The sequence below is a fragment of the Streptomyces flavofungini genome (genome assembly GCF_041028215.1).
Classification (GTDB): Bacteria; Actinomycetota; Actinomycetes; order Streptomycetales; family Streptomycetaceae; genus Streptomyces; species Streptomyces flavofungini_B.
This window is the reverse complement of the sequence record NZ_JASKYR010000031.1, coordinates 1-25,402: the sequence shown is the minus strand read 5'-3', so window position 1 is coordinate 25,402 and position 25,402 is coordinate 1. Positions and strand designations below refer to the sequence as shown.

Annotated in this window: 22 protein-coding genes and 1 pseudogene; 12 read left to right on the top strand and 11 right to left on the bottom strand. The window is 71.8% G+C overall.

All coding sequences use genetic code 11. The features are described from left to right. The first annotated feature begins 101 nt into the window (after positions 1–101). The 5 genes from AB8Z36_RS04250 to AB8Z36_RS04230 all read left to right on the top strand — a co-directional run bounded on the left by AB8Z36_RS04250 (position 102) and on the right by AB8Z36_RS04230 (position 5,102). Positions 102–929: an inositol monophosphatase family protein gene (locus AB8Z36_RS04250; protein WP_369211796.1), complete on the top strand. Its 828-nt coding sequence runs from the start codon at positions 102–104 to the stop codon at positions 927–929. Between the two features lie 78 nt (positions 930–1,007). Beyond that, positions 1,008–2,432 (top strand): phytoene desaturase family protein, encoded by a 1,425-nt coding sequence (locus AB8Z36_RS04245; RefSeq protein ID WP_369211799.1) that lies wholly within the window; start codon positions 1,008–1,010, stop codon positions 2,430–2,432. Then, a complete protein-coding gene (locus tag AB8Z36_RS04240; protein WP_369211795.1) occupies positions 2,429–2,962 on the top strand; it encodes an O-acetyl-ADP-ribose deacetylase in 534 nt (177 codons plus the stop codon). The genes AB8Z36_RS04245 and AB8Z36_RS04240 overlap by 4 nt, the downstream gene beginning before the upstream one ends. 118 nt (positions 2,963–3,080) lie before the next feature. Continuing rightward, complete coding sequence (locus tag AB8Z36_RS04235; RefSeq protein ID WP_369211794.1) at positions 3,081–4,586, top strand: AlkA N-terminal domain-containing protein; 1,506 nt, start codon at positions 3,081–3,083, stop codon at positions 4,584–4,586. Positions 4,587–4,601: 15 nt separating this feature from the next. Further along, positions 4,602–5,102, top strand: coding sequence for a methylated-DNA--[protein]-cysteine S-methyltransferase (locus AB8Z36_RS04230; RefSeq protein ID WP_369211793.1), 501 nt, complete (start codon positions 4,602–4,604; stop codon positions 5,100–5,102). Positions 5,103–5,154: 52 nt separating this feature from the next. Here AB8Z36_RS04230 and AB8Z36_RS04225 read toward each other — a convergent pair whose 3' ends face one another. Beyond that, positions 5,155–5,655 carry an NUDIX domain-containing protein gene (locus AB8Z36_RS04225; protein ID WP_369211792.1) on the bottom strand — a complete coding sequence of 167 codons (501 nt, stop codon included), beginning with the start codon at positions 5,653–5,655 and terminating at the stop codon, positions 5,155–5,157. Between the two features lie 106 nt (positions 5,656–5,761). Between AB8Z36_RS04225 and AB8Z36_RS04220 the strand changes: the two genes are divergently transcribed. Continuing rightward, a complete protein-coding gene (locus tag AB8Z36_RS04220) occupies positions 5,762–7,033 on the top strand; it encodes a glycerate kinase (RefSeq protein WP_440581852.1) in 1,272 nt (423 codons plus the stop codon). An 18-nt stretch (positions 7,034–7,051) separates the two neighbouring features. On the opposite strand, the gene AB8Z36_RS04215 is transcribed toward AB8Z36_RS04220, so the two are convergent. Then, positions 7,052–8,263, bottom strand: coding sequence for a helix-turn-helix domain-containing protein (locus AB8Z36_RS04215; RefSeq protein ID WP_369211791.1), 1,212 nt, complete (start codon positions 8,261–8,263; stop codon positions 7,052–7,054). 384 nt (positions 8,264–8,647) lie between these two features. Between AB8Z36_RS04215 and AB8Z36_RS04210 the strand changes: the two are divergent. The 5 genes and pseudogenes from AB8Z36_RS04210 to AB8Z36_RS04190 all read left to right on the top strand — a co-directional run bounded on the left by AB8Z36_RS04210 (position 8,648) and on the right by AB8Z36_RS04190 (position 13,524). Beyond that, a pseudogene (locus AB8Z36_RS04210) lies at positions 8,648–9,440 on the top strand (ABC transporter ATP-binding protein). Further along, positions 9,437–10,237 (top strand): ABC transporter ATP-binding protein, encoded by an 801-nt coding sequence (locus tag AB8Z36_RS04205; protein ID WP_369211790.1) that lies wholly within the window; start codon positions 9,437–9,439, stop codon positions 10,235–10,237. The pseudogene AB8Z36_RS04210 and the gene AB8Z36_RS04205 overlap by 4 nt, the downstream one beginning before the upstream one ends. Next, entirely contained in the window at positions 10,234–11,124 is an 891-nt protein-coding gene (locus AB8Z36_RS04200; RefSeq protein WP_369211789.1) for a branched-chain amino acid ABC transporter permease, read from the top strand. Before AB8Z36_RS04205 ends, AB8Z36_RS04200 begins: the two co-directional genes overlap by 4 nt. Then, entirely contained in the window at positions 11,117–12,268 is a 1,152-nt protein-coding gene (locus tag AB8Z36_RS04195) for a branched-chain amino acid ABC transporter permease (protein WP_440581851.1), read from the top strand. Before AB8Z36_RS04200 ends, AB8Z36_RS04195 begins: the two co-directional genes overlap by 8 nt. After that, on the top strand, positions 12,265–13,524 hold the full coding sequence (locus AB8Z36_RS04190; protein ID WP_369211788.1) for an ABC transporter substrate-binding protein: 1,260 nt from the start codon (positions 12,265–12,267) through the stop codon (positions 13,522–13,524). Before AB8Z36_RS04195 ends, AB8Z36_RS04190 begins: the two co-directional genes overlap by 4 nt. Before the next feature lie 101 nt (positions 13,525–13,625). Here AB8Z36_RS04190 and pssA read toward each other — a convergent pair whose 3' ends face one another. The 9 genes from pssA to AB8Z36_RS04145 all read right to left on the bottom strand — a co-directional run bounded on the left by pssA (position 13,626) and on the right by AB8Z36_RS04145 (position 24,527). Continuing rightward, on the bottom strand, positions 13,626–14,480 hold the full coding sequence (pssA, locus tag AB8Z36_RS04185; protein WP_369211787.1) for a CDP-diacylglycerol--serine O-phosphatidyltransferase: 855 nt from the start codon (positions 14,478–14,480) through the stop codon (positions 13,626–13,628). Then, positions 14,467–15,132, bottom strand: coding sequence for a phosphatidylserine decarboxylase (locus tag AB8Z36_RS04180; protein WP_369211786.1), 666 nt, complete (start codon positions 15,130–15,132; stop codon positions 14,467–14,469). Before AB8Z36_RS04180 ends, pssA begins: the two co-directional genes overlap by 14 nt. Positions 15,133–15,302: 170 nt before the next feature. Continuing rightward, entirely contained in the window at positions 15,303–16,508 is a 1,206-nt protein-coding gene (locus AB8Z36_RS04175; protein ID WP_369211785.1) for an acyl-CoA dehydrogenase family protein, read from the bottom strand. Then, on the bottom strand, positions 16,505–17,026 hold the full coding sequence (locus AB8Z36_RS04170) for a MaoC family dehydratase (RefSeq protein WP_369211784.1): 522 nt from the start codon (positions 17,024–17,026) through the stop codon (positions 16,505–16,507). Before AB8Z36_RS04170 ends, AB8Z36_RS04175 begins: the two co-directional genes overlap by 4 nt. Positions 17,027–17,031: 5 nt before the next feature. After that, a complete protein-coding gene (locus AB8Z36_RS04165; RefSeq protein WP_369211783.1) occupies positions 17,032–17,991 on the bottom strand; it encodes an HpcH/HpaI aldolase/citrate lyase family protein in 960 nt (319 codons plus the stop codon). After that, positions 17,988–20,015, bottom strand: a complete 2,028-nt coding sequence (locus AB8Z36_RS04160) for a protein meaA (RefSeq protein WP_369211782.1) — start codon at positions 20,013–20,015, stop codon at positions 17,988–17,990. The genes AB8Z36_RS04165 and AB8Z36_RS04160 overlap by 4 nt, the downstream gene beginning before the upstream one ends. Positions 20,016–20,036: 21 nt before the next feature. Continuing rightward, entirely contained in the window at positions 20,037–21,374 is a 1,338-nt protein-coding gene (gene ccrA, locus AB8Z36_RS04155) for a crotonyl-CoA carboxylase/reductase (RefSeq protein ID WP_369211781.1), read from the bottom strand. A gap of 449 nt (positions 21,375–21,823) precedes the next feature. Further along, entirely contained in the window at positions 21,824–22,633 is an 810-nt protein-coding gene (locus AB8Z36_RS04150; protein ID WP_369211780.1) for a TetR family transcriptional regulator, read from the bottom strand. Positions 22,634–22,745: 112 nt separating this feature from the next. Next, on the bottom strand, positions 22,746–24,527 hold the full coding sequence (locus AB8Z36_RS04145; protein ID WP_369211779.1) for a 3-hydroxyacyl-CoA dehydrogenase family protein: 1,782 nt from the start codon (positions 24,525–24,527) through the stop codon (positions 22,746–22,748). A 357-nt stretch (positions 24,528–24,884) separates the two neighbouring features. Between AB8Z36_RS04145 and AB8Z36_RS04140 the strand changes: the two genes are divergently transcribed. Beyond that, on the top strand, positions 24,885–25,402 hold a 518-nt coding region (locus AB8Z36_RS04140), incomplete at its 3' end, for a hypothetical protein (RefSeq protein WP_369211778.1).

Genomic DNA, 25,402 nt, shown 5'->3' with positions numbered 1-25,402 from the left:
GGGGTACGCGGTGGGGCGGTGAGCCAGGAATTCACCGGGGAGAAAGGTCCCGTCCGTCCGGAGCGTGGGCGTTGTCAGTGGGGCGTGCTCTCATGGAGGGCATGATCGAAGAGTTTTTGACGCACGGTGTACGGGACGTGGAAGAGGCCCTCAGGAAGGCCGCCGCGGCCGAGGTGACCCCTCGCTTCCGGCAGCTCGCCGAGGGCGACGTGGTGGAGAAGAGCGGCCCGCACGACGTGGTGACGGTGGCCGACCGCCGCGCGGAGGAGCAGCTCACCAGGGACCTGGCCGCGCTCCTGCCGGGCTCGGTCGTCGTCGGCGAGGAGGCCGTCCACGCCGACCCGAAGATCTATGAGGCGATCCGTGGAGAGGCTCCCGTCTGGATCGTCGACCCCGTCGACGGCACCCGGCAGTTCGTCCAGGGCGACCCCGGCTTCTGCATGCTCGTCGCCCTGGCGGCCGGCGGCGAGGTCCAGGCCTCCTGGACCTACGCACCGGCGCTGGACGAGTTCGCCGTGGCCGTGCGCGGCCAGGGCGCCTGGCTCGACGGACGGCGGCTGACCTCGGGCGCGCCCGAGGCGGGCAAGCCGCTCGAAGTCGCCACCTCGCACCCGGACTTCACCACCGAGGAGCAGAAGCGGGCCCTCCTCGGGCTGTGGACCGAGGGCGTCGCCCCCCGGCCCTGCGGCTCGGCGGGCCTTGAGTATCTCGCCATCGCCAAGGGCGAGCTGGACGCCGTCGCCTTCTCGTGGGAGCTGGCCTGGGACCACGCCGCCGGGCTGCTGCTCGTCGCCGAGGCCGGCGGGGCCTCGCAGACCCTGACCGGCGAGCCCTTCCGGATAGCCGGCGGCAACGCGCTGCCGTTCACCGCGGCGCGCGACGCCGCCACGGCCCGCCGGGTCGTGGATCTTCTCGCCGCGGGGGCCTGAGCCCGACCGGCCCGGTCGTCCGGCCTATCCTGTGCGGCAGTGGCCACCGGCTGACGAAGGAGTCCGAGGGTGCCGTCGATGCTTGATGCCGTCGTCGTGGGGGCGGGGCCCAACGGGCTGACCGCCGCCGTCGAGCTGGCCCGCCGCGGCTTCTCCGTGGCCGTGTTCGAGGCGAAGAGCACGGTCGGGGGCGGCTCGCGCACCGAGGAGCTGACGCTGCCCGGCTTCCGCCACGACCCCTGCTCCGCCGCGCATCCGCTGGGCGTCAACTCCCCGGCCTTCCGCGACATGCCCCTCGGCCGGTACGGCCTGGAGTGGCTCCAGCCCCCGCTGCCCATGGCCCACCCCTTCCTCGACGGCACCGCCGCCGTCCTCTCCCGTTCCGTGGGGGAGACCGCCGCCTCCTTCGGCTCCCGTGACGCGGGGGCGTACCGCCGCCTGGTCGAGCCCTTCCTGCCCCGGTGGGACGTGCTGCTCAAGGACTTCATGTCCCTGCCGATGACCGCCCTGCCGCGCGACCCCGTCACCCTCGCCCGCTTCGGGCTCGTCGGGCTGCCGCCCTCCACATGGCTGATGCGGCGCTTCCGCGACGACCGGGCCCGCGCCCTCTTCTCCGGTCTCGTCGCCCATGTCATGGCGCCCCTCGACGGCATCGTCACCGGCGGCGTCGGCATGGTCTTCGCGCTGGCCGCGCACGCCCGGGGCTGGCCCGTCGCGCGCGGCGGCTCACAGTCCGTCTCCGACGCGCTCACCGCGTATCTGAAGGACCTCGGCGGCTCCGTCCACACGGACTACGAAGTCAAGCGGCTCGACGACCTGCCGCCCGCGCGTGCCTACGTCTTCGACACCTCCCCGACCGCGCTCGCCCGGATCGCGGGCCTGGGCAACGTCTATGAGCGCTTCCGGTACGGAGCCGGTGTCTTCAAGGTCGACTACGCCCTGGACGGCCCCGTGCCCTGGACGGCGGAAGAGGCCCGGTCCGCCGGGACCGTCCAGGTCGGCGCGGGCAGCCGGGAGATCGGTGCCGCGCTGCGGGCCGTCACCCGCGAGGGGCGCGCCCCGGACGCCCCGTTCCTGATCACCGTGCAGCCGGGCGTCGTCGACCCCTCCCGCGCCCCGGCGGGCAAGCACGTCTTCTGGGCGTACGGCCATGTGCCGCACGGCTGGCGGGGCGATCTGACGGACTCGATCGAGCGGCAGCTGGAGCGCTTCGCGCCCGGCTTCCGCGACCGCGTGCTGGCCCGCGCCACCGCGGGACCGCCCGAACTGGCCGAGCGCAACGCGAACTATGTGGGCGGCGACATCGCCTGCGGCGCGGCGAACGGGCTGCAACTGCTGCTGCGGCCCAAGCCCTCCCTCTTCCCGTACGCCACACGCCACCCGGCCGTCTTCCTCTGCTCGTCGGCGACACCGCCGGGACCCGGCGTGCACGGCATGTCCGGGCACAATGCCGCCAAGGCGGTCTGGAAGCGGCTGCGCGCAGGACGCGGGAGCAGGCCATGACGGTCCCCATCGTGCTCGTCCAGGGAGACATCACCCGGCAGCGGGCCGACGCCCTCGTCAACGCGGCCAACTCCTCGCTCCTGGGCGGCGGCGGAGTCGACGGCGCCATCCACCGGGCGGGCGGCCCCGAGATCCTCGACGCCTGCCGACGCCTGCGCGCCTCGCACTACGGCAAGGGGCTGCCCACCGGCCACGCCGTCGCCACCGGCGCCGGACGCCTCGACGCGCGGCACGTCATCCACACGGTCGGGCCCGTCTGGTCCGCCACGGAGGACCGCTCCGAGCTGCTCGCCTCCTGCCACCGCGAGTCCCTGCGCGTCGCCGCCGAGCTGGGCGCGCGTACGGTCGCGTTCCCCGCGATCTCCACCGGGGTCTACCGCTGGCCGGTCGCCGACGCCGCCCGTATCGCCATCGGTACGGTCAGGGAGGAGGCCGACCCCGCGCTCTTCGACGAGGTGCGGTTCGTGCTGTTCGACCGGGCCGCCCATGATGTCTTTTCGGCCGAGCTGGCCGCGCGGGGCGCGGGGTGACGTGCCGGGCCTCTGGTGATGTGCCGGGCCCTCGGGGTGACGTGCCGATCCTGGCAGTGCGAGGTTGATGTCGGATTCTCGCCAGTCCAAGCGGGGGAAGTCCGGAATGCTTGAGCACATGCACACCGACACCGAGCGCTGCGTGCGAGCCGTGCGGTCCAAGGACGCCCGCTTCGACGGCTGGTTCTTCACCGCCGTCACCACCACCCGCATCTACTGCCGGCCGAGCTGCCCGGTCGTGCCGCCCAAGGCCGGGAACATGACGTTCTACCCGAGCGCCGCCGCCTGCCAGCAGGCCGGGTTCCGGGCCTGCAAGCGCTGCCGCCCGGACAGCAGCCCCGGCTCGCCGGAGTGGAACCACCGGGCCGATCTCGTGGCCCGCGCCATGCGTCTGATCGCCGACGGCGTCGTCGACCGCGAGGGCGTCCCCGGCCTCGCGGTCCGGCTCGGCTACAGCGCCCGGCAGGTGGAGCGCCAGCTCCTCGCCGAACTGGGCGCGGGGCCGCTCGCGCTCGCCCGTGCCCAGCGCGCGCAGACCGCGCGGCTGCTCATCGAGACGACCACGCTGCCCATGGCGGACGTCGCCTTCGCCGCCGGGTTCTCCTCGGTCCGCACGTTCAACGACACCGTCCGTGAGGTCTTCGCGCTGGCCCCGGGGGAGCTGCGGGCCCGCGCGCCCAAGGGGACCGCCTCGACCCAGGCCGCGCCCCCCGGCGGGTCCGCCGCGTCCGGTGTGATCAGCCTGCGGCTGCCGTTCCGTGCGCCGCTCAACCCCGACAACCTCTTCGGACATCTCATCGCGACCGGTGTGCCGGGGGTGGAGGAGTGGCGCGGCGGCGCGTACCGGCGGACGCTGAGCCTGCCCCACGGCCATGGCGTCGTCGCCCTCACCCCGCACCCCGGCCACATCGGCTGCCGCCTGCGCCTGACCGACCCGCGCGATCTCACCCTCGCGATCAGCCGCTGCCGCCGCCTGCTCGACCTCGACGCCGATCCGGCCGCCATCGACGCCCAGCTGAGCGCCGACCCGCTGCTCGCGCCGCTCGTCGCCAAGGCACCCGGGCGGCGTGTTCCGCGCACCGTGGACGAGGCCGAGTTCGCCGTGCGCGCCGTCCTCGGCCAGCAGGTCTCCACCGCCGCCGCCCGCACCCACGCCGCACGTCTGGTGACCGCGCACGGCGAGCCCGTCGACGACCCCGAGGGCGGCCTCACCCACCTCTTCCCCGGCCCGGAGCGCCTCGCCGGTCTCGACCCGGAGTCCCTCGCGCTGCCGCGCAGCCGCCGCACCACCCTGACGACGCTGGTGCGCCGTCTCGCCGAGGGAAGCCTCGCTCTCGGCTCCGGCACCGGCTGGGACGAGGCGCGCGCCCGGCTCACCGAGCTGCCGGGGTTCGGCCCCTGGACGGTCGAGGTCATCGCGATGCGCGCGCTCGGCGACCCCGACGCCTTCCTCCCCTCCGACCTGGGCATCCGGCGCAGCGCCCGCGAGCTGGGCCTGCCGCACACCCCCGCCGCGCTCACCGCCCGCGCCGCGGCCTGGCGGCCCTGGCGCGCCTACGCGGTGCAGTACCTCTGGGCCACCGACGACCACCCGATCAACTTCATCCCCGCACAGGATGCGTGACTCAAGGACGTGACCATGGAACGCGTGCACACCGTGATGGACAGCCCGTACGAGGCGCTGACGCTCGTCGCGACCGACGGCGTCCTCAGTGGCCTGTACATGACCGACCAGCGCCACCGCCCGGCGCAGGAGACCTTCGGCGCCCGCGACGAGCGCCCCTTCGGCGAGGCGATCCGCCAGCTGGAGGCCTACTTCCGGGAGGAACTGCGGGAGTTCGACCTGGAGTTCCGGCTGCACGGCACGCCGTTCCAGCGCACGGTCTGGGACGAGCTCCTGCGCATTCCGTACGGGGAGACCCGTACGTACGGAGAGCTCGCCGAGGTTCTCGGCAGGCCGGGCGCGTCCCGGGCGGTCGGCCTCGCCAACGGCAAGAACCCGATCAGCGTCATCGTGCCGTGCCACCGCGTCGTCGGCGCCAACGGCAGCCTGACGGGGTATGGCGGCGGGCTCGACCGCAAGCAGCGGCTCCTCGCCTTCGAGAGCGGCCGCGCCGCCGCCGCGGACGCCCTCTTCTGAGCGTCCACCGCGGGGCACGCCTCCTCCGAGCGAGTGGGCGGCGGGCGCCGGATCAGCCGACCCGGTGCCCGTTCTCCAGCTCGGCGGTGTGCTCGCCGTTGGCGAGGACGCCGAGTGCGGCCGTGACCCGGCGGCCCAGCGCGTCGGGCAGCAGCCCCGTGACGTCCCCGGGTTCCACCAGGCGCCAGGAGAGCAGCTCCTCCTCCTGGAGCCGGATGGAGGCGAGCTGCTCGGGGGTGAGCACGCCGCCGTCGTAGAGGTAGGCGACCAGCGGCGGCCGTACGCGCCCGGCCTCCGCGGGGACCCAGTCCACCGCGAGCAGCCGTCCGAGCCCGACGTCCAGGCCGATCTCCTCGGCGGTCTCCCTGCGGGCGCCCTGCCGGGGCGTCTCCCCCTCGTCCGACTCCACGGTGCCGCCGGGCAGCGCCCAGCCCTCGCGGTAACTGGGCTCGACGAGCAGCACCCGGCCACCGGCGTCCCGGAAGAGCGCACCGGCCCCGACGAGGACGCGCGGCAGCCCCGCGATGTACGTGGCGTAGTCCTGGATGGTCATCGGGAAAGGCTAGCGTGATCGATCATTTCCCCGCCTGGATCACCCCCGATATGCCTATTTCGGGTGCTTCTTCGCCCTGGTGTGCCGTCTCGGCGCGCGGGCGGCCATGGGCAGGGAGGCCCTCCTGCGGTTATGGTCGCAGCGGCGCGACTGCCTTGACGCGAGCAAGGCCAAGAAGCAAGGGGAATGCAAGGTGGCGGACGCTGCAGGGACGGCGGGAAGCGAGCAGCAGGCGCGGCGCGAGCAGGCGCCGCATGTGCTCATCGCCGCGGACAAGTTCAAGGGCTCGCTCACGGCCGTGCAGGTCGCGGAGCGGGTGACGGCCGGGCTCCACCGCGTCGCGCCCGGCGTGACGGTCGAGGCGCTGCCGGTCGCCGACGGCGGTGACGGCACCGTCGCCGCGGCCGTCGCGGGCGGTTTCGAGCGCCGGGAGGTGCGCGTCACCGGACCGCTCGGCGAGCAGGTGACCGCGGCGTACGCGCTCAAGGACGGCACCGCCGTGGTGGAGATGGCCGAGGCGTCGGGGCTCCAGTTGCTCCCCGAGGGCGTCTTCGCGCCGCTCACGGCCACGACGTACGGCTCGGGCGAACTGCTCGCCGCCGCCCTCGACGCGGGCGCCCGCACGATCGTCTTCGGCGTCGGCGGCAGCGCCACGACCGACGGCGGCGCGGGCATGCTGGCCGCGCTCGGCGCGCGGTTCCTCGACGCGGACGGCCGTCCGGTGGCGCCGGGCGGCGGCCCGCTCAAGTCGCTGGCCACCGCCGATCTCTCCGGGCTCGACCCGAGGCTCGGCGATGTCGACATCGTGCTCGCCAGCGATGTCGACAATCCGCTGACCGGGCCGAAGGGGGCGCCCGCGGTGTACGGGCCGCAGAAGGGGGCCACGCCGGACGACGTCGCCGCCCTCGACGCGGCGCTCGCGCACTTCGCGACGGTCCTGGAGAAGTCCGTCGGACCCCGGGCCGCGGAGTACGCGCAGGCGCCGGGCGCCGGAGCCGCGGGCGGCATCGGGTACGGGGCGCTCGTGGGGCTCGGGGCGAGTTTCCGGGCGGGCATCGACGTGATGCTGGACGTCCTCGGCTTCGCGCCCGCGCTCGACCGGGCCACGCTCGTCATCACCGGCGAGGGTTCGCTCGACGAGCAGACCCTGCACGGCAAGGCACCGGCCGGGGTGGCCGCCGCGGCACGGGCCGCCGGGATCGAGGTCGTCGCGGTCTGCGGCCGGCTCGCGCTGCCCGCGGAGGCGCTCGGCCGGGCGGGCATCCGGCGTGCCTACGCCCTGACGGACATCGAGCCCGACGTGGCCCGGTGCATTGCCGAGGCAGGGCCGATCCTGGAGGACCTCGCCGGGACGCTGGGGCGGGACTACCTGCTCTGAAGCGACGGCGCCCCGGGGTCACTTCGGGGACAGGCGGTGGGCCTCAAGGGCCAGCGCCACCTCCACCAGGTCCCTCGGCCGCGCCAGTGACCTCGTCGTCAGTTGTTCCAGGCGGCGCAGGCGGTTGAAGACCGTGTTGCGGTGGCAGTAGAGGCGGGCCGCCGCCCGGCCCGCCGAGCCCTCGCAGTCCAGCCAGGTGTCCAGGGTCTCCAGGAGTACCGCCCGGTCCGCCGGTTCCAGGGTGAGGACCTCGCCCAGGACGTCGGTCACCAGGCGGCCCGCCAGCTCGGGCTGGCCCACCACCAGGGCCGTGGGCATCCGCTGGTCGAGCCGTACGATGCCGGTCGCGTCCGGGGGACAGGTGCGCAGCGCAAGCTCCGCGAGGCGGCGCGCGTGGCCGAGGTCGGCGAGGCCGCCCACCACGGGGCTGATGCCGCCAGGACCCGGGCAGCGCCCGTCGAGCAACCGGGCCAGACCGTCGAGCCCCTCCTCGGCGTGCAGCGCGACCACGCCGACCTCGCAGTCCGTCCGCATCCGCCAGATGAAACGGAACCCCGTCCGCTGGATCTGCCGGTGGAACGCCTCGCGCCCGTCGCGCCGCTCCACCCGCAGCACCACCACCGCGTAGGGCCCGTGCTCGGGCAGGTCGAGTCCGGCCGCCGCGCGCGCCGCGAGGCCCGGCGCCGAGCGGCCCTCAAGAAGCGCGTCGAGCAGCGCCTGGAGCTGCTCGTCGGTGCGCCGCCGCAGCTCCAGTTCGGTCGCGCGGTAGGCGTCCGAGGCGATGGCCGCCTGGGCGTCCACCGCCGACCACACCATCGTGGCCGAGCGCATCAGGACGGCCAGCTTCTCGGGCTCGCGGCCCACGACACCCTCGATGAGCGAGTCCCACACCAGGTAGCCCGCGTTCCGGTACGAGTGGATCAGCAGGTCGAGCGGCAGGCCCTGCTGCGCCCTGCGGCGGCCCGCCTCCTCGGCGTACTCCAGGTCGCGGCGCGGCGAGGCGCGCGGCGCCGAGATCGCCTCGATGCCGATCCGCATGGCCTCCTCGGCCTCGCGCCAGTGCGCGTCGTGCGGCAGGACCCGCCCGAACACCGGTGAGTGCTCGGAGAGCTGCCGCAGATGCTCGTCGACCAGCTCGGGCACGCGCGGCAGCAGCGCCGTGCACGCCTCCTTGAGCAGCCGCCAGTCGTGTCCCGTCCGTGGCCTGCGCCCGTTCGTGGGCCCGGTCATAATCCCCCCCCCATCGCCCCGCTCCCGGCCGTCGTTGGTGCGGAGGATGCCATGCCGTACCCCCCTCGGTCAGGCCCCTGACACGCGGTGTTGTGCGGCGGCACAACGCCGGGGCGCCGCCGCTGGTCCCCCGCAGCGATTCCCCGCCGGGCCGTGGACGGGCGGGCCCCGTGGTGCTGGGGTGAGCGCCACGCCACGGCGGACGGGCCGTGCGGGACTGGGGGTCGGTACGTGGGTGGCAGTGGTGTGACGGGCTTCGGCACGAGCGCGAGGGGCCCCGGCTCGCCCGGAGACACGGGGTCCGGTGACGGGCCCCATGGCGCGGCGTCCGGTGGCGCGGGGCCCGGTCGTGGACCCGGTGACGGACCCGGCGGCGGGCTCGCCGTGCGGGAGGTGTCGGTCGGCTACGGGCCCGTGCGGGCCCTGCGCCGGGTCTCGCTCGACGTGCCGGACGGCGCCGTCGTCGCGGTGCTCGGCTCCAACGGCGCGGGCAAGTCGACGCTCCTGCGCGCCGTCTCACGCACCCTCTCCTTCCAGGGCGGGGCGCTCGCCTCGGGCGGCATCCGCTTCGGGGGCAGACGGATCGACCACCTCGCGCCGGAGCGGGTCGTGGCCGCGGGGATCTCCCAGGTCCCCGAGGGCAGACAGGTCTTCGCCCGGATGACCGTCATCGACAACCTGCGCGCCGGGGCCCTCGGCTCCACCGGCTCGCGGAGCGCCAAGGCGGACGCCCTGCGCCGCGTCCACGAGCTGTTCCCCGTACTCGCCGACCGCGGCGGACAGCGCGCGGGACTGCTCTCCGGCGGCGAACAGCAGATGCTGGCGGTGGGCAGGGCCCTGATGGCCTCGCCGCGCCTGCTCCTCCTCGACGAGCCCTCGCTCGGGCTCGCGCCCCTGATGGCGGCCCGGATCGCCGACACCATCCGGGAGATCAACGCCCAGGGCACCTCGGTGCTCCTGGTCGAGCASATACGCSGSSSWSGCGMKSCGSCTCGCCTCCCMCGCGTACGTGCTCGACGTCGGCGAGGTCGCCCTCGCGGGGCCCGCGGCCGGACTCGCCGCCTCCGACGAGGTGCGGCGCCGCTACCTCGGCGTGGTCGACGAGGACGCCGCGGCCGACGCCTCCCGGGGCCTCGGCGCGCTGCCCGCGCTGCCGCGCTGGGAGGACGGCCGATGACCACGCAGCCACCCCCGCCACCACCGCGGCCGTCACCGCTGGAAGTCCGCGACGTGACCGTGCGCTTCGCCGGGCTCACCGCCCTGGACGCCGTCAGCTTCACGGTCCGCCCCGGCACCGTGCACGCCGTGATCGGCCCCAACGGCGCGGGCAAGTCCACCTGCTTCAACGTCCTGTCCGGCGTCTACCGCGCCACCAGCGGCAGCGTCCGCTTCGGCGGGCACGAACTCACCGGCATGCGCCCGCACCGCATCGCCGGGCTCGGCGTGGCCCGCATCTTCCAGAACCTCGCCCTGCCGCCGCGCGCCACGGTCGCCGACAGCCTGCTCCTCGGCCGCCACCGGCTGACCCGCACCGGCTTCGTCGCCGCCGGACTCCGGCTCCCCTCGGCGGCCAGGGAGGAGCGCGCGCACCGTGAGCGCGTCCGCGAGATCGCGGCCTTCGTCGGCCTGGAAGGACAGCTCCACCAGCCCGCGGGCGCCCTGCCCTACGGCCAGCAGAAGCTCGCCGAGCTGGCGCGCGCCCTGTGCATGGAGCCGCGGCTGCTGCTCCTCGACGAGCCCGTGGCGGGCATGACCGCCGACGAGCGGCGCCGCACCGCCGCCGTCATCGCGGGCGTCCGCGACAGCCTCGGCATCTCGATCGTCCTGGTGGAACACGACATGGGGGTGGTGATGCGGCTCGCGGACGCGGTGACCGTACTGGACTTCGGGCGCCGGATCGCCGACGGCGCCCCCGCCGACGTACAGAACGATCCGGCGGTCGTACGGGCGTACCTGGGGGAGAACGGCTCATGAGCACCTTCTTCGAGCTCCTCCTCAACGGGCTCTCGATGGGGGCCGTCTACGCCCTCATCGCGCTCGGCTTCGTCGTCATCTTCCGCGCCACCGAGGTCGTGAACTTCGCGCACGCCTCGCTGCTGCTCGCGGGCGGCTACATCACCGCCTCCCTCCACGACGACCTCGGCTTCTGGCCCGCGCTGCTCGTGGGCATCGCGGGCGCCGCGGCGGTCGGCGCGGCCGTGGAGTTCCTCGTCATGCGCCGCTACCGGGGCAGCGACCACAGCGTGCTCGCCATCGTCACCATCGGCGTGGACATCCTGCTCACCACCGAGCTGGCCCGCCGCCTCGGCACCGACGTGCTGCCGCTCGGCGACCCCTGGGGCGACGACGTGCTGACCGTCGGCCCGATCTCCCTCGCGCACACCCGGATCGCCGCGTTCGTCACGGCCGCCCTGCTCATCACCGTCTTCCTGCTGGCCTTCCGGTACACCTCCTGGGGCGTGGCGATGCGCGCCGCCGCCGAGAGCCCGGAGACCGCCGCGCTGATGGGCGTACGGCTGGGCAGGGTGTCGCTCGGCGCATGGGCGGTCGCGGGGGCGCTCGCGGCGGTGGCCGCGCTGTTCCTCACCGTCTTCCCGACCCCGGGCCTGGAGCGTGCCACGTCCCTCGCCGCCCTGAAGGCGTTCCCCGCCGCGATCCTCGGCGGCCTCGACTCCACGACCGGTGCCCTGGTCGGCGGCCTGGTGGTGGGCGTGACGGAGTCCCTCGCCACCGGCTACCAGAGCGAGCTCACCTTCCTCGGACGCGGCCTCGGCGACCTCGCGCCCTATCTCGTGATGACCGTGATCCTGCTGATCAGGCCCGCCGGGCTGTTCGGCACCAAGGAGCTCGCCCGTGTCTGACGTCCTCGCCCGCTCCGCCCGCACCGCGAGCCGGACGCTCCTGAAGCGCCGCCGTGCCTGTGCCCGGGCCGCCGCCACCGCCGTCCTGCTCGCGATGCCCTTCTACCTCGACCGCTTCTGGCTCCAGGCGGGCCTCTTCGCGATGGCCGCGGCGATCGGCGCCATCGGCATCAACCTCCTCACCGGCGCGACCGGACAGCTCTCCATGGGGCACGCGTTCTTCCTCGCCATCGGGGCGTACGGGTACTGCGTCCTCGCCGGTGACGGCGGCGACGGTCTGACCGGGCTCTCCCTGCCGACCTGGCTCGCGGCGGTGCTCGCGGTGGCGCTCGCCGGGGCCGCGGGCGGCCTCTTCAGCCCCATCGCGGGGCGGCTGCGTGGTGCCTACCTGGGCATCGCGACCCTGGCGCTGATCTTCATCGGGCAGCATGTGCTCTTCAACGCGCACGATCTGACCGGCGGCTCCACCGGGCGCGACGTCCCGCCCCTGCACCTCTTCGGCCTCACCTTCGACGAGAGCGAGGTCGTGGTGGCCGCGGTCCCGTTCGGCTCCGCCGAGAAGCTCTGGTACGCGGGCCTCGTGCTGCTGCTCGGCTGCGGGCTCTTCGCCAGGGGCGTGCTGCGCGGGCGCCCCGGCCGGGCCATGAACGCGATCCGGGACCACCGTGTCGCCGCGGGCGTCATCGGCGTACCGGTGGCCCGCTACCGCGCCGGGGTCTTCGTCCTGTCGTCGATGTACGCGGGTCTCGCCGGGGTGCTGCTCGCCCTGGTCTTCCAGCGCACGGTGCCGGACTACTACGGCATCACGCTGTCGCTCGAATACCTCGCCATGATCGTCATCGGCGGGCTCGGCTCGGTCTCCGGCGCGGTCGCGGGCGCGGCCCTCGTCTCCCTGCTGCCGCAGCTCCTGACCCGGTACAGCGACGCGCTGCCGCTGGTCTCGGCCCCCGGCAGCGGCGGCATCGCACCGGGCGAGGCCTCCCGGTATCTGTACGGCGCCGCCGTCGTGGCGGTCGTGCTCTTCCTGCCCGGCGGCCTGGTCGGGCTCACCACCCGGCGCGGCAGGCCGACTCCAGGCATCCCGGACACCCCAAGCACCCCAGGTACCCCACGCACCCCAGGCACTTCACGGGAGACAGCATGAACGCACTGACCAGGGCCACGGCGGCCGCCACCGCGCTCGCGGCGCTCCTCGCGCTCACCGCGTGCAGCTCAAAGGCGAAGGACGGTGACGACGACTCCGGCAGCGCGGGGGGCGTGAAGACCGGCGAGGGCATCTCGGGCAAGACGATCAACCTGGGCGTGCTCACCGACATGACCGGCGTCTACGCCACCCTCGGCAAGAGCGTCACCCAGGCCCAGCAGCTCTACGTCGACCAGACCAACGCGGACGGCGGCATCTGCGGCCACCAGCTGAAGCTGACCGTCCGCGACCACGGCTACGACCCGCAGAAGGCCGTCGCCGCCTACACCGAGCTGGAGCCGAAGGTCCTCGGCTTCGCCCAGTTCATCGGCTCGCCGTTCGTCGCCGCCGTCGAACAGCGGATCGAGAACAGCAAGGCGCTCGTCCTGCCCCAGGCCTGGTCGTCCAACCTCCTGGGCAACTCTTACGTCCGCGTGATCGGCTCCACGTACGACCTGGAGACGATCAACGCGATCGACTTCCTGATGCGGGAGAAGGGGCTGAAGAAGGGCGACAAGCTGGGCCACGTCTACTTCGAGGGCGACTACGGAGAGAGCGCCCTGAAGGGCTCCGCGTACATGGCGGACAAGGCGGGTCTCACGGTCGTCGAGCAGAAGATCAAGCCCACGGACAACGACATGACCGCCCAGGTCTCGGCCCTGAAGAAGGCCGGGGTCAAGGCCGTCGTGATCAGCGCGGGGCCGCGCCAGGCCGCCTCCCTGGTGGGTGTCGCGGCGGCGGGCCGCTTCGACGTCCCGGTCATCGGCAACAACTCCGCGTTCGCCCCGCAGCTCCTCGCCACCCAGGCGGGCCCCGCGCTCCAGAAGAACTACTACGTCGCCTCGCCCACGCTGCCGATCGGCGCGGACACCGAGGCGGCGAAGAAGCTCGTCGCCGACTACAAGAAGGCCCACCCCAAGGACTCCCTGGACAACGGAGTGGTGGCGGGCTGGTCGGCGGCCTCGGTCTTCGGCGAGGCCCTGAAGAAGGCGTGCGCGGACAAGGACCTCACGCGCGCGGGCGTGGACAAGGCCCTGCTGACCCTGAACGACTTCGACGCGGGCTTCGGCGTCCCCCAGGACTTCACGGACCCCAGGACCCCCAGCTCCAGCCAGAGCGTGATCCTCCGGCCGGACGAGAAGGCGACGGGCGGGATGAGGGTCGTACGGCAGCCGGAGGCGGCGAAGGAGGCGGAGGGATACACGCCGGGGAGCTGAGGGTGCTCAGCCCGTCCGGCGTTTGAGGACGAGCCCGCAGGGCGAAGGACGGCAAGCGAAAGGGGCCCGGATCTGGTGATCCGGGCCCCTTGAAACACCGCTTACGGCAGCTGCGCTGCTCGCGCCTCACGCCGGTTGTCCCGGAAGTTGTTCACCCGCCGGGCCGTGGCGAAGAGGGGAATCACGGCCCCGAGGACGAGCTGGAGGGCGCATCCGGTCTGGAGCAGGAGCTGGCCGCCGGGCGCGTCGAACGCCCAGGCCGCGAGCAGCCCCATGGCGGCGACGATCCAGGAGAGCATCGCCACCGCGAGGGGGCCCCGCGGCTTCGGGTACTCCACGCGGCTGACCATGAGCCAGGCCGTGCCGATGATCGCCAGGAGCGTCGCCACGAAGGGCAGCTCAAGGAGGACGATCGAGACCACCGTCAGCGCCCCGAAGGGCGAGGGCATGCCCTGGAAGGTGCCGTCCTTCACGGTCACGCAGGAGAACCGCGCAAGCCGCAGCACCACCGCCAGGAGCACCACGATCGCGCCCACCGCCGCGACCCGCTGGTGCGCGTCGTCGGCCACCATGCCGTAGACCAGGACGAAGTACGCGGGGGCCAGACCGAAGCTGATCAGGTCCGAGAGGTTGTCCAGCTCGGCGCCCATCGGCGAGGACCGCAGCTTGCGGGCCACGAGTCCGTCGAAGAGGTCGAAGACGGCCGCGCAGAGCATCAGGATCACGGCGGTCGCGGCGGAGTGCCGCGCCATGCCGCTCTCGTTGCTGCCCTGGAGGTGCGGGATGAGGATGCCGGTGGTGGTGAAGTACACCGCCATGAAGCCGCAGGTGGCGTTGCCCAGCGTGAGCGTGTCCGCTATCGACAGGCGCAACGAGAGGGGCATCTCCTCGTCGGCCTCGTCCTCCCCGGCCTCGGGCACCCAGCCGGCCTGAGTCTCTGGATCAACCACGGTCAATGCGAGTCACCCCAGCCACGGTCTTCTGACCGACCTCGACGTCCACCTCGACACCCTCGGGGAGGTAGATGTCGACCCGCGAGCCGAAGCGGATCAGGCCGATCCGCTCGCCCTGCTCCACCTTCGTGCCCTGCGGGATGTAGGGCACGATGCGCCGCGCGACCGCGCCCGCGATCTGGATCATCTCGATGTCGCCGAGCTCGGTGTCGAAGTGCCAGACAACGCGCTCGTTGTTCTCGCTCTCCTTGTTGAACGCCGGGACGAACCCGCCGGGGATGTGCTCCACGGACGTCACGGTGCCCGCGAGGGGCGCCCGGTTGACGTGGACATTCAACGGGCTCATGAAGATGGCGACGCGGGTACGCCCGTCCTTCCACGGCATGATGCTCTGCACCACGCCGTCGGCGGGGGAGATGACCCGGCCCTGAGCGATCTCGCGCTCGGGGTCGCGGAAGAACCACAGCATGCCCGCCGCGAGCGCGGTGGCGGGCACGGCGACGGCCGCGGCAACCCCCGGCTTGGGGGAGCGTCGCGCGCGGACGAGGCTGAGCGCCGCGGTGGCGACGGTCGGCAGGAGCCACGGCGATGCTCCGCGGGCAAGGCGTCCCTGGAGAATGCCGTCGCGTGGTGCAGAGGTTTGGCTGTGGGGCATGGATGACCTTCGTAGCGGATGATGCCGCGCAGGGAATGGGGGACGGCGGCTTTCTCCGGATGCTATCGGTTGCGGGCCACAACTGGGCAAGCCAGGAAGCCGAGTCGGCGGCCGAAGAGTGCTGACAGGGTGTGATCTTCTTCGCGGAGAAATCCCCCCGAATCGGACAATCAGCCCTGGAATCGATACTCTTCGAGCAGTCGACGACCAATGATCATTTTCTGGATCTCGGCGGTACCTTCACCGATCAACAGCATCGGAGCCTCCCTGTAGAGGCGCTCGATCTCGTACTCCTTCGAGAAGCCGTAACCGCCGTGAATCCTGAACGCGTCCTCGACGACTTCCTTGCAGTACTCGGAGGCGAGGTACTTCGCCATCCCTGCTTCGAGGTCGTTTCGCTCCCCGGAGTCCTTTTTGCGTGCTGCGTTGACCATCATCGCATGGGCGGCCTCGACCTTGGTAGCCATCTCGGCCAGTTTGAACTGGATCGCCTGATGCTGGGCGATGGCTTTCCCGAAAGTGTGGCGTTGCTGGGCATATGCGACACCCAGCTCAAATGCACGCTGAGCGACGCCGCAGCCACGGGCGGCGACATTGACGCGCCCGACCTCCACTCCGTCCATCATTTGGTAAAACCCTCGGCCGGTGGTGCCGCCGAGCACACGATTGGCCGGAATTCGCAGTCCGTCCATGATGAGTTCGGTCGTATCGACGCCCTTGTATCCCATTTTGTCGATTTTGCCCGGAATCGTGAGGCCGGGGCGGACCTCGCCGAAGCCGGGCTCCTTCTCGACCAGGAAGGTCGTCATCGACTTGTGCGGAGCGGTGCCTTCGGGGTGTCCTTCGTCACTCCGGCACAGAACGGCCACCAGAGTGGACGTACCGCCGTTCGTCAACCACATCTTCTGGCCGTTGAGGACGTACTCGTCGCCGTCCTTGACGCCCTTGGACGTGATCGCCGACACATCCGAGCCGAGCCCCGGCTCCGACATGGAGAACGCGCCGCGCACCTCGCCGGCCGCCATCCGCGGCAGGAAGGTCTCCTTCTGCTCCTGCGTGCCGTGCTGCTTGAGCATGTAGGCGACGATGAAGTGCGTGTTGATGATGCCGGAGACCGACATCCAGCCCCGCGCGATCTCCTCGACGCAGAGGGCGTACGTGAGCAGGGACTCGCCCAGGCCGCCGTACTCCTCCGGGATCATCAGGCCGAAGAGGCCCAGCTCCTTCAGGCCGTCGACGATCCGCTGCGGGTACTCGTCACGGTGTTCGAGCTCGGTCGCGACCGGGATGATCTCCTTGTCGACGAAGTCCCGGACCGTGGCGAGGATCTCCCGCTGGATGTCGGTGAGACCGGCGGTCTGCGCGAGTCGGCTCATGACTGCTTCTTCTCCTGGCTCTTCGGCTCGGGGCGGCCGGGCTGCTCGCCGCCGCGCTCCTTGATGTACGTCCCGGTCGGCACCATCACCTTGCGGCGGAAGACGCAGACGAGCGTGCCGTCCTGCTTGTGGCCCCTGGTCTCCACGTAGACGATGCCGCGGTCGCTCTTGGACCTCGAAGGCGTCTTGTCGAGGACGGTGGTCTCGCCGTAGATCGTGTCGCCGTGGAAGGTGGGCGCCACGTGCTTCAGCGACTCCACCTCCAGGTTCGCGATCGCCTTGCCGGAGACGTCCGGGACGGACATGCCGAGCAGCAGCGAGTAGATGTAGTTGCCCACGACGACGTTCTTGCCGAAGTCCGTCGTGCTCTCCGCGTAGTTCGCGTCCATGTGGAGGGGGTGGTGGTTCATGGTGAGCAGGCAGAAGAGGTGGTCGTCGTACTCGGTGACCGTCTTGCCGGGCCAGTGCTTGTACACGGCACCGACTTCGAACTCCTCATAGGTGCGGCCGAACTGCATGTGTCTTACGCCTCCGGGGCCTCGAACGTGGACGTGCGGGTCATCCCGGCCGCACGGCCCTTCCCGGAGATGACGAGCGCCATCTTCCGGCTGGCCTCGTCGATCATCTCGTCGCCGAGCATCGCCGAGCCCTTCTTGCCGCCCGCCTCGGACGTGTAGTACTCGTACGCGTCCAGGATCAGCTCGGCGTGGTCGAAGTCCTCCTGCGAGGGCGAGAAGACCTCGTTGGCCGCCTCGACCTGGCCGGGGTGCAGCACCCACTTGCCGTCGAAGCCGAGGGCGGCGGCGCGGTTCGCGACCTCGCGGTAGCCGTCGACGTTCTTGATCTGGAGGTAGGGGCCGTCGATCGCCTGGAGGTCGTTGGCGCGGGCGGCCATCAGGATCTTCATCAGGATGAAGTGGTAGGCGTCGGCCGGGTAGCCCGGCGGCTGCTCGCCGACGACCAGGGACTTCATGTTGATGGACGCCATGAAGTCGGCCGGGCCGAAGATGATGGTCTCCACGCGCGCGGAGGCCTCGGCGATGGCGTTGACGTTGTTCAGGCCCCGCGCGTTCTCGATCTGCGCCTCGATGCCGATCTTGCCGACCTCGAAGCCCATGGTCTTCTCGATCTGTGTGAGCAGCAGGTCGAGCGCCACCACCTGGTCGGCGGTCTGCACCTTCGGCAGCATGATGCAGTCGAGGTTCTGGCCCGCTCCCTCGACGACGGTGACGACGTCGCGGTAGGTCCACTCGGTCGTCCAGTCGTTGACGCGCACGACCCGCGTCTTGCCCGTCCAGTCGCCTTCGTTGAGGAACTTCACGATGGTGTGCCGGGCCTCGGGCTTGGCCAGCGGGGCGCAGGCGTCCTCCAGGTCCAGGAAGACCTGGTCGGCGGGGAGGCCCTGGGCCTTCTCCAGGAAGCGCGGGTTCGAGCCCGGTACGGCCAGACAGGAGCGCCGGGGGCGGAGACGGTTCACGGTCATGCGGGGACCTCCAGTGGGTCGAGCTTGTTCGCTTTCCGGATCTCGTCGACGATACGGCCGATGATCTCCGTGATGCCGAAGTCCTTGGGGGTGAAGACGGCGGCCACACCCGCCGCGAGGAGGTCCTCGGCGTCGCTGTTGGGGATGATGCCTCCCGCGATCACGGGAATGTCCGGGGCACCCGCCTCGCGCAGGCGCTCCAGGACGTCCGGCACCAGCTCGGCGTGCGAGCCGGAGAGGATCGAGAGGCCCACCGCGTGCACGTCCTCGGCGAGGGCGGCGTCGACGATCTGCTCGGGGGTGAGCCTGATGCCCTGGTAGACCACCTCGAAGCCGGCGTCACGCGCGCGCACCGCGATCTGCTCGGCGCCGTTGGAGTGGCCGTCGAGGCCGGGCTTGCCGACCAGGAAGCGGAGCTTGCCGGTGCCGAGGTCACCGGCCGTCCGCGCCACCTTCTCGCGGACCAGGGCCAGCGGCGTGCCTTCCTCCGCAGTGACGGCGACGGGGGCGCTGGAGACGCCCGTGGGGGCCCGGAACTCGCCGAAGACCTCCCGCAGGGCGCCCGCCCACTCGCCGGTCGTCACGCCCGCGCGGGCGCACTCCAGGGTGGCCTCCATGAGGTTGCCGGTGCCCGCGGCGACCTCCTTGAGCCGCTGAAGGGCCTTGCACGGGCGCGGGTGGTTGAACGGCGGCTGGTAGCGGCTGTCGCGCCAGGTCTTCAGGGCGGCGGTGACCCGGGCCTCGACGGCCGGGTCGACCGTCATGATCGCCGCGTCCAGGTCGGCGGTGAGCGGGCTCGGCTCGGTGGACTCGTAGGAGTTCACGCCGACGATCTTCTCGTCGCCCGACTCGATGCGGGCCCTGCGCTCGGCGTGCGAGGAGACGAGCTGCGACTTGAGGTAGCCGGACTCCACGGCGGCCATCGCGCCGCCCATCTCCTCGATGCGCGCCATCTCGGCGAGGGACTCCTCGACCAGTGCCGCCACCTTGGCCTCGATGACGTGCGAGCCCGCGAAGATGTCCTCGTACTCCAGGAGGTCGCTCTCGTGCGCGAGGACCTGCTGGATGCGGAGCGACCACTGCTGGTCCCAGGGGCGGGGCAGGCCGAGCGCCTCGTTCCAGGCGGGGAGCTGCACGGCACGCGCGCGTGCGTCCTTGGAGAGGGTGACGGCCAGCATCTCCAGGACGATGCGCTGGACGTTGTTCTCCGGCTGGGCCTCGGTGAGCCCGAGGGAGTTGACCTGCACGCCGTAGCGGAAGCGGCGCTGCTTGGGGTTCTCGATGCCGTACCGCTCGCGCGTGACCTGGTCCCAGATCCGCCCGAACGCCCGCATCTTGCACATCTCCTCGATGAAGCGGACACCCGCGTTCACGAAGAAGGAGATGCGGGCCACGACGTCCCCGAACTTCTCCTCGGGGACCTGCCCGGAGTCGCGCACGGCGTCGAGGACCGCGATGGCGGTGGACATCGCGTACGCGATCTCCTGGACCGGCGTGGCCCCCGCCTCCTGGAGGTGGTAGGAGCAGATGTTGATGGGGTTCCACTTGGGGATGTGGGCCACCGTGTACGTGATCATGTCGGTGGTCAGGCGCAGGGAGGGGACCGGCGGGAAGACGTGCGTCCCGCGGGAGAGGTACTCCTTGACGATGTCGTTCTGCGTCGTCCCCTGGAGCGTGCTGATGTCGACGCCCTGCTCCTCCGCGACCACCTGATAGAGCGCCAGGAGCCACATGGCGGTGGCGTTGATCGTCATCGAGGTGTTCATCTGGTCCAGGGGGATGTCCTGGAACAGCCGCCGCATGTCACCGAGGTGCGAGACCGGCACGCCGACCCGGCCGACCTCGCCGCGGGCGAGGATGTGGTCGGGGTCGTAGCCGGTCTGCGTGGGCAGGTCGAACGCGACCGAGAGGCCCGTCTGCCCCTTGGCGAGGTTGCGCCGGTACAGCTCGTTGGACGCCTCCGCCGTGGAGTGACCGGCGTAGGTCCGCATCAGCCACGGCCGGTCCTTCTGACGCTCTGTCATGTTCCGGTGCTCCTTGCGGGTTCAGACGTTCCGGAAGCGGTTGATCGCGTCGATGTGCTGGGCCCGCTTCTCCGGGTCGCGGACGCCGAGGCCCTCGCGGGGTGCGAGCGCGAGGACGCCGACCTTGCCCTGGTGGAGGTTGCGGTGCACGTCGAAGGCGGCCTGGCCGGTGTCTTCGAGGGAGTACACCTTGGAGAGGGTGGGGTGGATCTTGCCCTTGGCGATCAGGCGGTTGGCCTCCCACGCCTCGCGGTAGTTGGCGAAGTGCGAGCCGATGATGCGCTTGAGGGACATCCACAGGTAGCGGTTGTCGTACTCGTGCATGTAGCCCGAGGTCGAGGCGCAGGTGGTGATGGTGCCGCCCTTGCGGGTGACGTAGACCGAGGCGCCGAAGGTCTCGCGGCCCGGGTGCTCGAAGACGATGTCGATGTCCTCGCCGCCGGTGAGCTCGCGGATGCGCTTGCCGAAGCGCTTCCACTCCTTGGGGTCCTGGGTCCGCTCGTCCTTCCAGAACCTGTAGCCCTCGGCGTTGCGGTCGATGACCGCCTCGGCGCCCATCGAGCGGCAGATCTCCGCCTTCTGCGGGCTGCTCACCACGCAGATGGGGTTGGCGCCGCCGGCCAGCGCGAACTGGGTGGCGTACGAGCCGAGACCGCCGCTCGCGCCCCAGATCAGCACGTTGTCACCCTGCTTCATCCCGGCGCCGTTGCGGGAGACGAGCTGGCGGTAGGCGGTGGAGTTCACCAGGCCGGGCGAGGCCGCCTCCTCCCAGCTGAGGTGGTCCGGCTTCGGCATGAGCTGGTTGGACTTCACGAGCGCGATCTCGGCGAGCCCGCCGAAGTTGGTCTCGAAGCCCCAGATGCGCTGCTCGGGGTCGAGCATCGTGTCGTTGTGGCCGTCGGAGGACTCGAGCTCGACGCTCAGGCAGTGCGCGACGACCTCGTCACCGGGGTTCCACGCGTTCACGCCGGGGCCGGTGCGCAGGACGACGCCCGCGAGGTCGGAGCCGATGATGTGGTACGGCAGGTCGTGCCGCTTGGTGAGCTCGCTCAGCCGGCCGTAGCGCTCCAGGAAGCTGAAGGTGGAGACGGGCTCGAAGATCGAGGTCCACACGGAGTTGTAGTTGACCGAGGAGGCCATGACGGCCACCAGGGCCTCGCCGGGGCCGAGTTCGGGGACCGGCACGTCGTCCAGGTGGATCGACTTGCGCGGGTCCTTGTCGCGGGTCTCCAGGCCCGCGAACATCTCCGCCTCGTCCTTGTGCACGGTGATCGCGCGGTACGAGTCGGGCAGGGGGAGAGCGGCGAAGTCGGCGGACTTGGCGTCCGAGGACTGAATCGCGTCCAGGATTTCCTTCACGGTGTGCCTCCGGCGAAGAAACGCTTCGAGGGAAAGCGTTGCTTGAGGGTTGCGTCGGGGTGCTTGGAGTGCTGGTGGTGCTGTGGAGGTGTGCCGTCGGTTCGGCGAAGGGTGGTGCTCGGCGACGCCTTGGTGGGGCGCGGGAGGTGCCTGTGACGCAGGCGTCCGGGCGCTCAGGCCGTGGCTTGAGGGGACAGCCGACGTACGAATGATCGCTGTACGCCGGCCGCCCGGACACCTTCAACGTATGGCACCGCGTGCCAGTGGGCAAGACACTGGGTGCCAGAATTTTTTGACCGATGATCGATCAGTGCAGGTCAGAGGGGTGCGCGGCACGGCAGAGAGGGCGCTACCGGTCGGTAGCGCCCCCTCGTATACCCAGGACGAACTAGGTCAAATGGTGACTACAGAACATCCACGGGCACCCTATTCACTACTCCGTAGGCACCCTACGAACGCTCGCGCAGCGCCTTCTCGATGGTCCGCATGACCTCGTCGAGCGGCGCGTCCGTGCGCGCCACCGTGACGAGCACCTCACCGTGCGCGGAGGCCGTCGCGGGCGCCGAGGCGGGCAGGGTCTCGCGCCCCGCGCCGATGCCGGTGCCGAAGGTCCTGCGGACGATCGCGAAGGCGTGGTCGAGCTGCGTCTCCACGTCGCCCTGGCCGCCGGCCCGCAGCCAGCGGCGCAGGACGTGGTTGTGGGCCGTGACCACGGCGGAGGCAGCGACCTCGGCGAGCAGCGGGTCGTCGTTGCCGTCGTGGTGCGCCTGCTCGTCGAAGTGGCCGAGCAGATAGCGCGTGAAGAGCCGTTCGTAGCGGGCCACCGAGGCGATCTCGCGCTCGCGGAGCGTGGGCACCTCGCGGGTGAGGCGGTAGCGCTCCACGGAGACCGCGGGCGAGGCCGCGTACATCTTCATGACTTCCTTGATGCCGCGGCACACCGTGTCCAGCGGGTGCTCGTGCGGGGGAGCGGCGTTGAGCACCGCCTCCGCGCGGATCAGGGTGTCGTCGTGGTCGGGGAAAATCGCTTCTTCCTTGGAGCGGAAGTGCCGGAAGAAGGTCCGGCGGGCGACCCCGGCGGCGGCGGCGATCTCGTCGACCGTCGTCGCCTCGTACCCCTTGGACGCGAAGAGCTCCATGGCCGCGGCCGCCAGCTCCCTGCGCATCTTGAGCCGTTGGGCGGCGGCGCGGCTGCCCGCCGCGCTCTCGGGAGCGTCGGGCGTAGCGGGCGTACGTGAGGACTTGGCGGCCTTGGACATGCCACGAACGTACTGCATATGCGCGCCGCGGTGCTGCGGAGGGAGCGGGCCGCCCGAGGGTTCGAGCAGCCCGCCCCAGTCCGTCCGTTCGTCCGCGCGATCCCCGTCCGGCTCAGCGCCGGGCATATTCGCGGAAACCCCGGCCCGTCTTGCGGCCGAGGCAGCCCGCGGCCACCAGGTGTTCGAGCAGCGGCGCCGGGGCCAGGCCCGGGTCGCGGAACTCGCGGTGCAGGACCTTCTCGATGGCGAGCGAGACATCCAGGCCGACGACGTCGAGGAGCTCGAAGGGGCCCATCGGGTAGCCGCCGCCGAGCTTCATGGCGGCGTCGATGTCGTCGAGCGAGGCGTAGTGCTCCTCGACCATCTTGATCGCGTTGTTGAGGTAGGGGAACAGCAGCGCGTTCACGATGAACCCGGCGCGGTCGCCGCAGTCCACCGGGTGCTTGCGGATGCTCTCGCAGACCTCGCGGACGGTGGCGTGCACGTCGTCGGCGGTCAGCACGGTACGGACCACCTCGACGAGCTTCATCGCCGGGGCCGGGTTGAAGAAGTGCATGCCGATCACGTCGCGCGGGCGCGTGGTGGCGCGGGCACAGGCCACCACCGGCAGCGAGGAGGTGGTCGTCGCGAGGATCGCGCCGGGCTTGCAGACCTTGTCGAGCGCCGCGAAGAGCTGCTGCTTGACCTCCAGGTCCTCGGCGATGGCCTCCAGGGCCAGGTCGACGTCGGCGAACGCCTCGTACGAGGCGGCCGTGGTGACGCGCTCCAGGGTCTCGGCCGCCGCCGAGGCCGTCAGGCGGCCCTTGTCGACCGAGCGGGCGAGGGACTTCCCGATCCGGGCCTTGGCGGCGGCGGCCTTCTCCTCGCTGCGGGCGGCGAGGACCACGTCGTAGCCCGCCTTGGCGAAGACCTCCGCGATGCCGGACGCCATCGTGCCCGAGCCCGCGACGCCCACGGAGCGCACCGCGCGGCCCTGGACGCGCCGCTCGCCCGCGTGCGGGGTCAGCGCGTCGTCGACCACCTCCTCGCTGCCGGGGGCGGCGTAGGTGTAGAAGCCCCGGCCCGCCTTGCGCCCGGTCAGACCCGCCTCGCTGAGCTGCTTGAGGATGGGCGCGGGGGCGTGCAGCCGGTCGCGGGACTCGGCGTACATGGCGTCGAGGACCGTGCGGGCGGTGTCCACGCCGATCAGGTCGAGCAGCGCCAGCGGGCCCATCGGCAGGCCGCAGCCCAGCTTCATGGCGGCGTCGATGTCCTCGCGGGAGGCGTACTTCGCCTCGTACATCGACGCGGCCTGGTTGAGGTAGCCGAAGAGCAGGCCGTCGGCGACGAAGCCGGGGCGGTCGCCGACCGCGACGGGCTCCTTGCCGAGGGCCTGGGCCAGCTCGGTGACGGCGGCGACGGCGGCGGGCGCGGTCAGGACGGAGGAGACGACCTCGACGAGCTTCATGGCGGGCGCCGGGTTGAAGAAGTGCAGGCCCAGCACGCGCTCGGGGCGCGCCGATTCGGCGGCCAGACGCGTCACGGAGAGCGCGTTGGTGCCGGTGGCGATGATCGTGTCCGGGCGCACCACGGCGTCGAGGCCGCGGATGGTCTGCTGCTTGAGCTCGTAGGTCTCGGGGACGACCTCGATGACGAGATCGGCCTCGGCGGCGGCCTGGAGGTCGGTGAAGGTACGGAAGCGGGCCAGGATGTCCCGCCGCTCCTCGTCGGTGAGGCGTTCGCGGCGCACCGCGCGGGCGGTCGAGGCCTCCAGGGCGGCGACCGCGCGGGTGGCCGCGGCCTGGCTGATGTCGATGCCGATGACCTCGCGGCCCGCGGCGGCCAGGACCTCGGCGATGCCGGTGCCCATCGTGCCGAGCCCGACGACGGCGACGGTGTTCAAGGGAGCGTCCATGGGTGGACTCCAGGAGGAGAGTGACGACTGAGGGGCGCACGCGGGCGTCCTAAGCACGCGGCGTGCGGAAGTGCTGCTGCCTGTCGCGTCCGGGCGGCGGCGTCGCCGCGCGCACCGGTGAGGAGTCGACGGGCCCTGTCCCGGAGCCGACGTCGTACTGAGGTACCTGAAGTACCGAACCGACCAACACCCGCGATGGCTGCGTCACCAGGCCACCGCGAGAAAGGGAACTGCTACGGGGAGTGTGCCCCGCTCAGATGAGATTAACCGGCGAGTAACGAGCGCGCCAGTGTCGAGTCCACGTCAGTCCCTGTGATCTACGTCGCCGCCCCGCGAAGGGCCATTAGGCTCACGGCCATGGATGAGGAGTTGCGGACGGTGACGGCGCGTTTACGCCGGGAGGCGGAGGCCTCGCCGGAACAGGTGCGGCTTTACGAGAAGCTGCTGGCCACGGCGGATCTCGATGAGCTGGCCGAGATCCTTGTCGCGCCGGGACAGCCCTTGTGGGCCCGGGAGCTCGCGGCCGTCCGGCTCGGCGTCGCGGGCGACCGCAGGGCTTTCGAGTCCCTGGTCCTGCTCCTCAACCACCGCGATCCGCCCCGGTGCGCCGCCGCGGCCCACGCCCTGGCGCGCCTCGGCGACCCGCGCACCGCACGCGCGGCGGCGGCCCTCGCGACCAATGAACTCCGCGTCGCCTACGCCCTCCATCCCGTACGCCTGCTCACCGAGCTGCGCGCCCCGGAGTCGGCCCCCGCCCTGATCACCACCCTCGAACGCAGGCTCGTCCCGCACGATCCCTTCGGCAAGATCGCCCTGGCCCCCCCCCCCCCCCCCCCCCCCGGGCCTCGGCGCCCTCGACGCAGGCCAGGGCGATC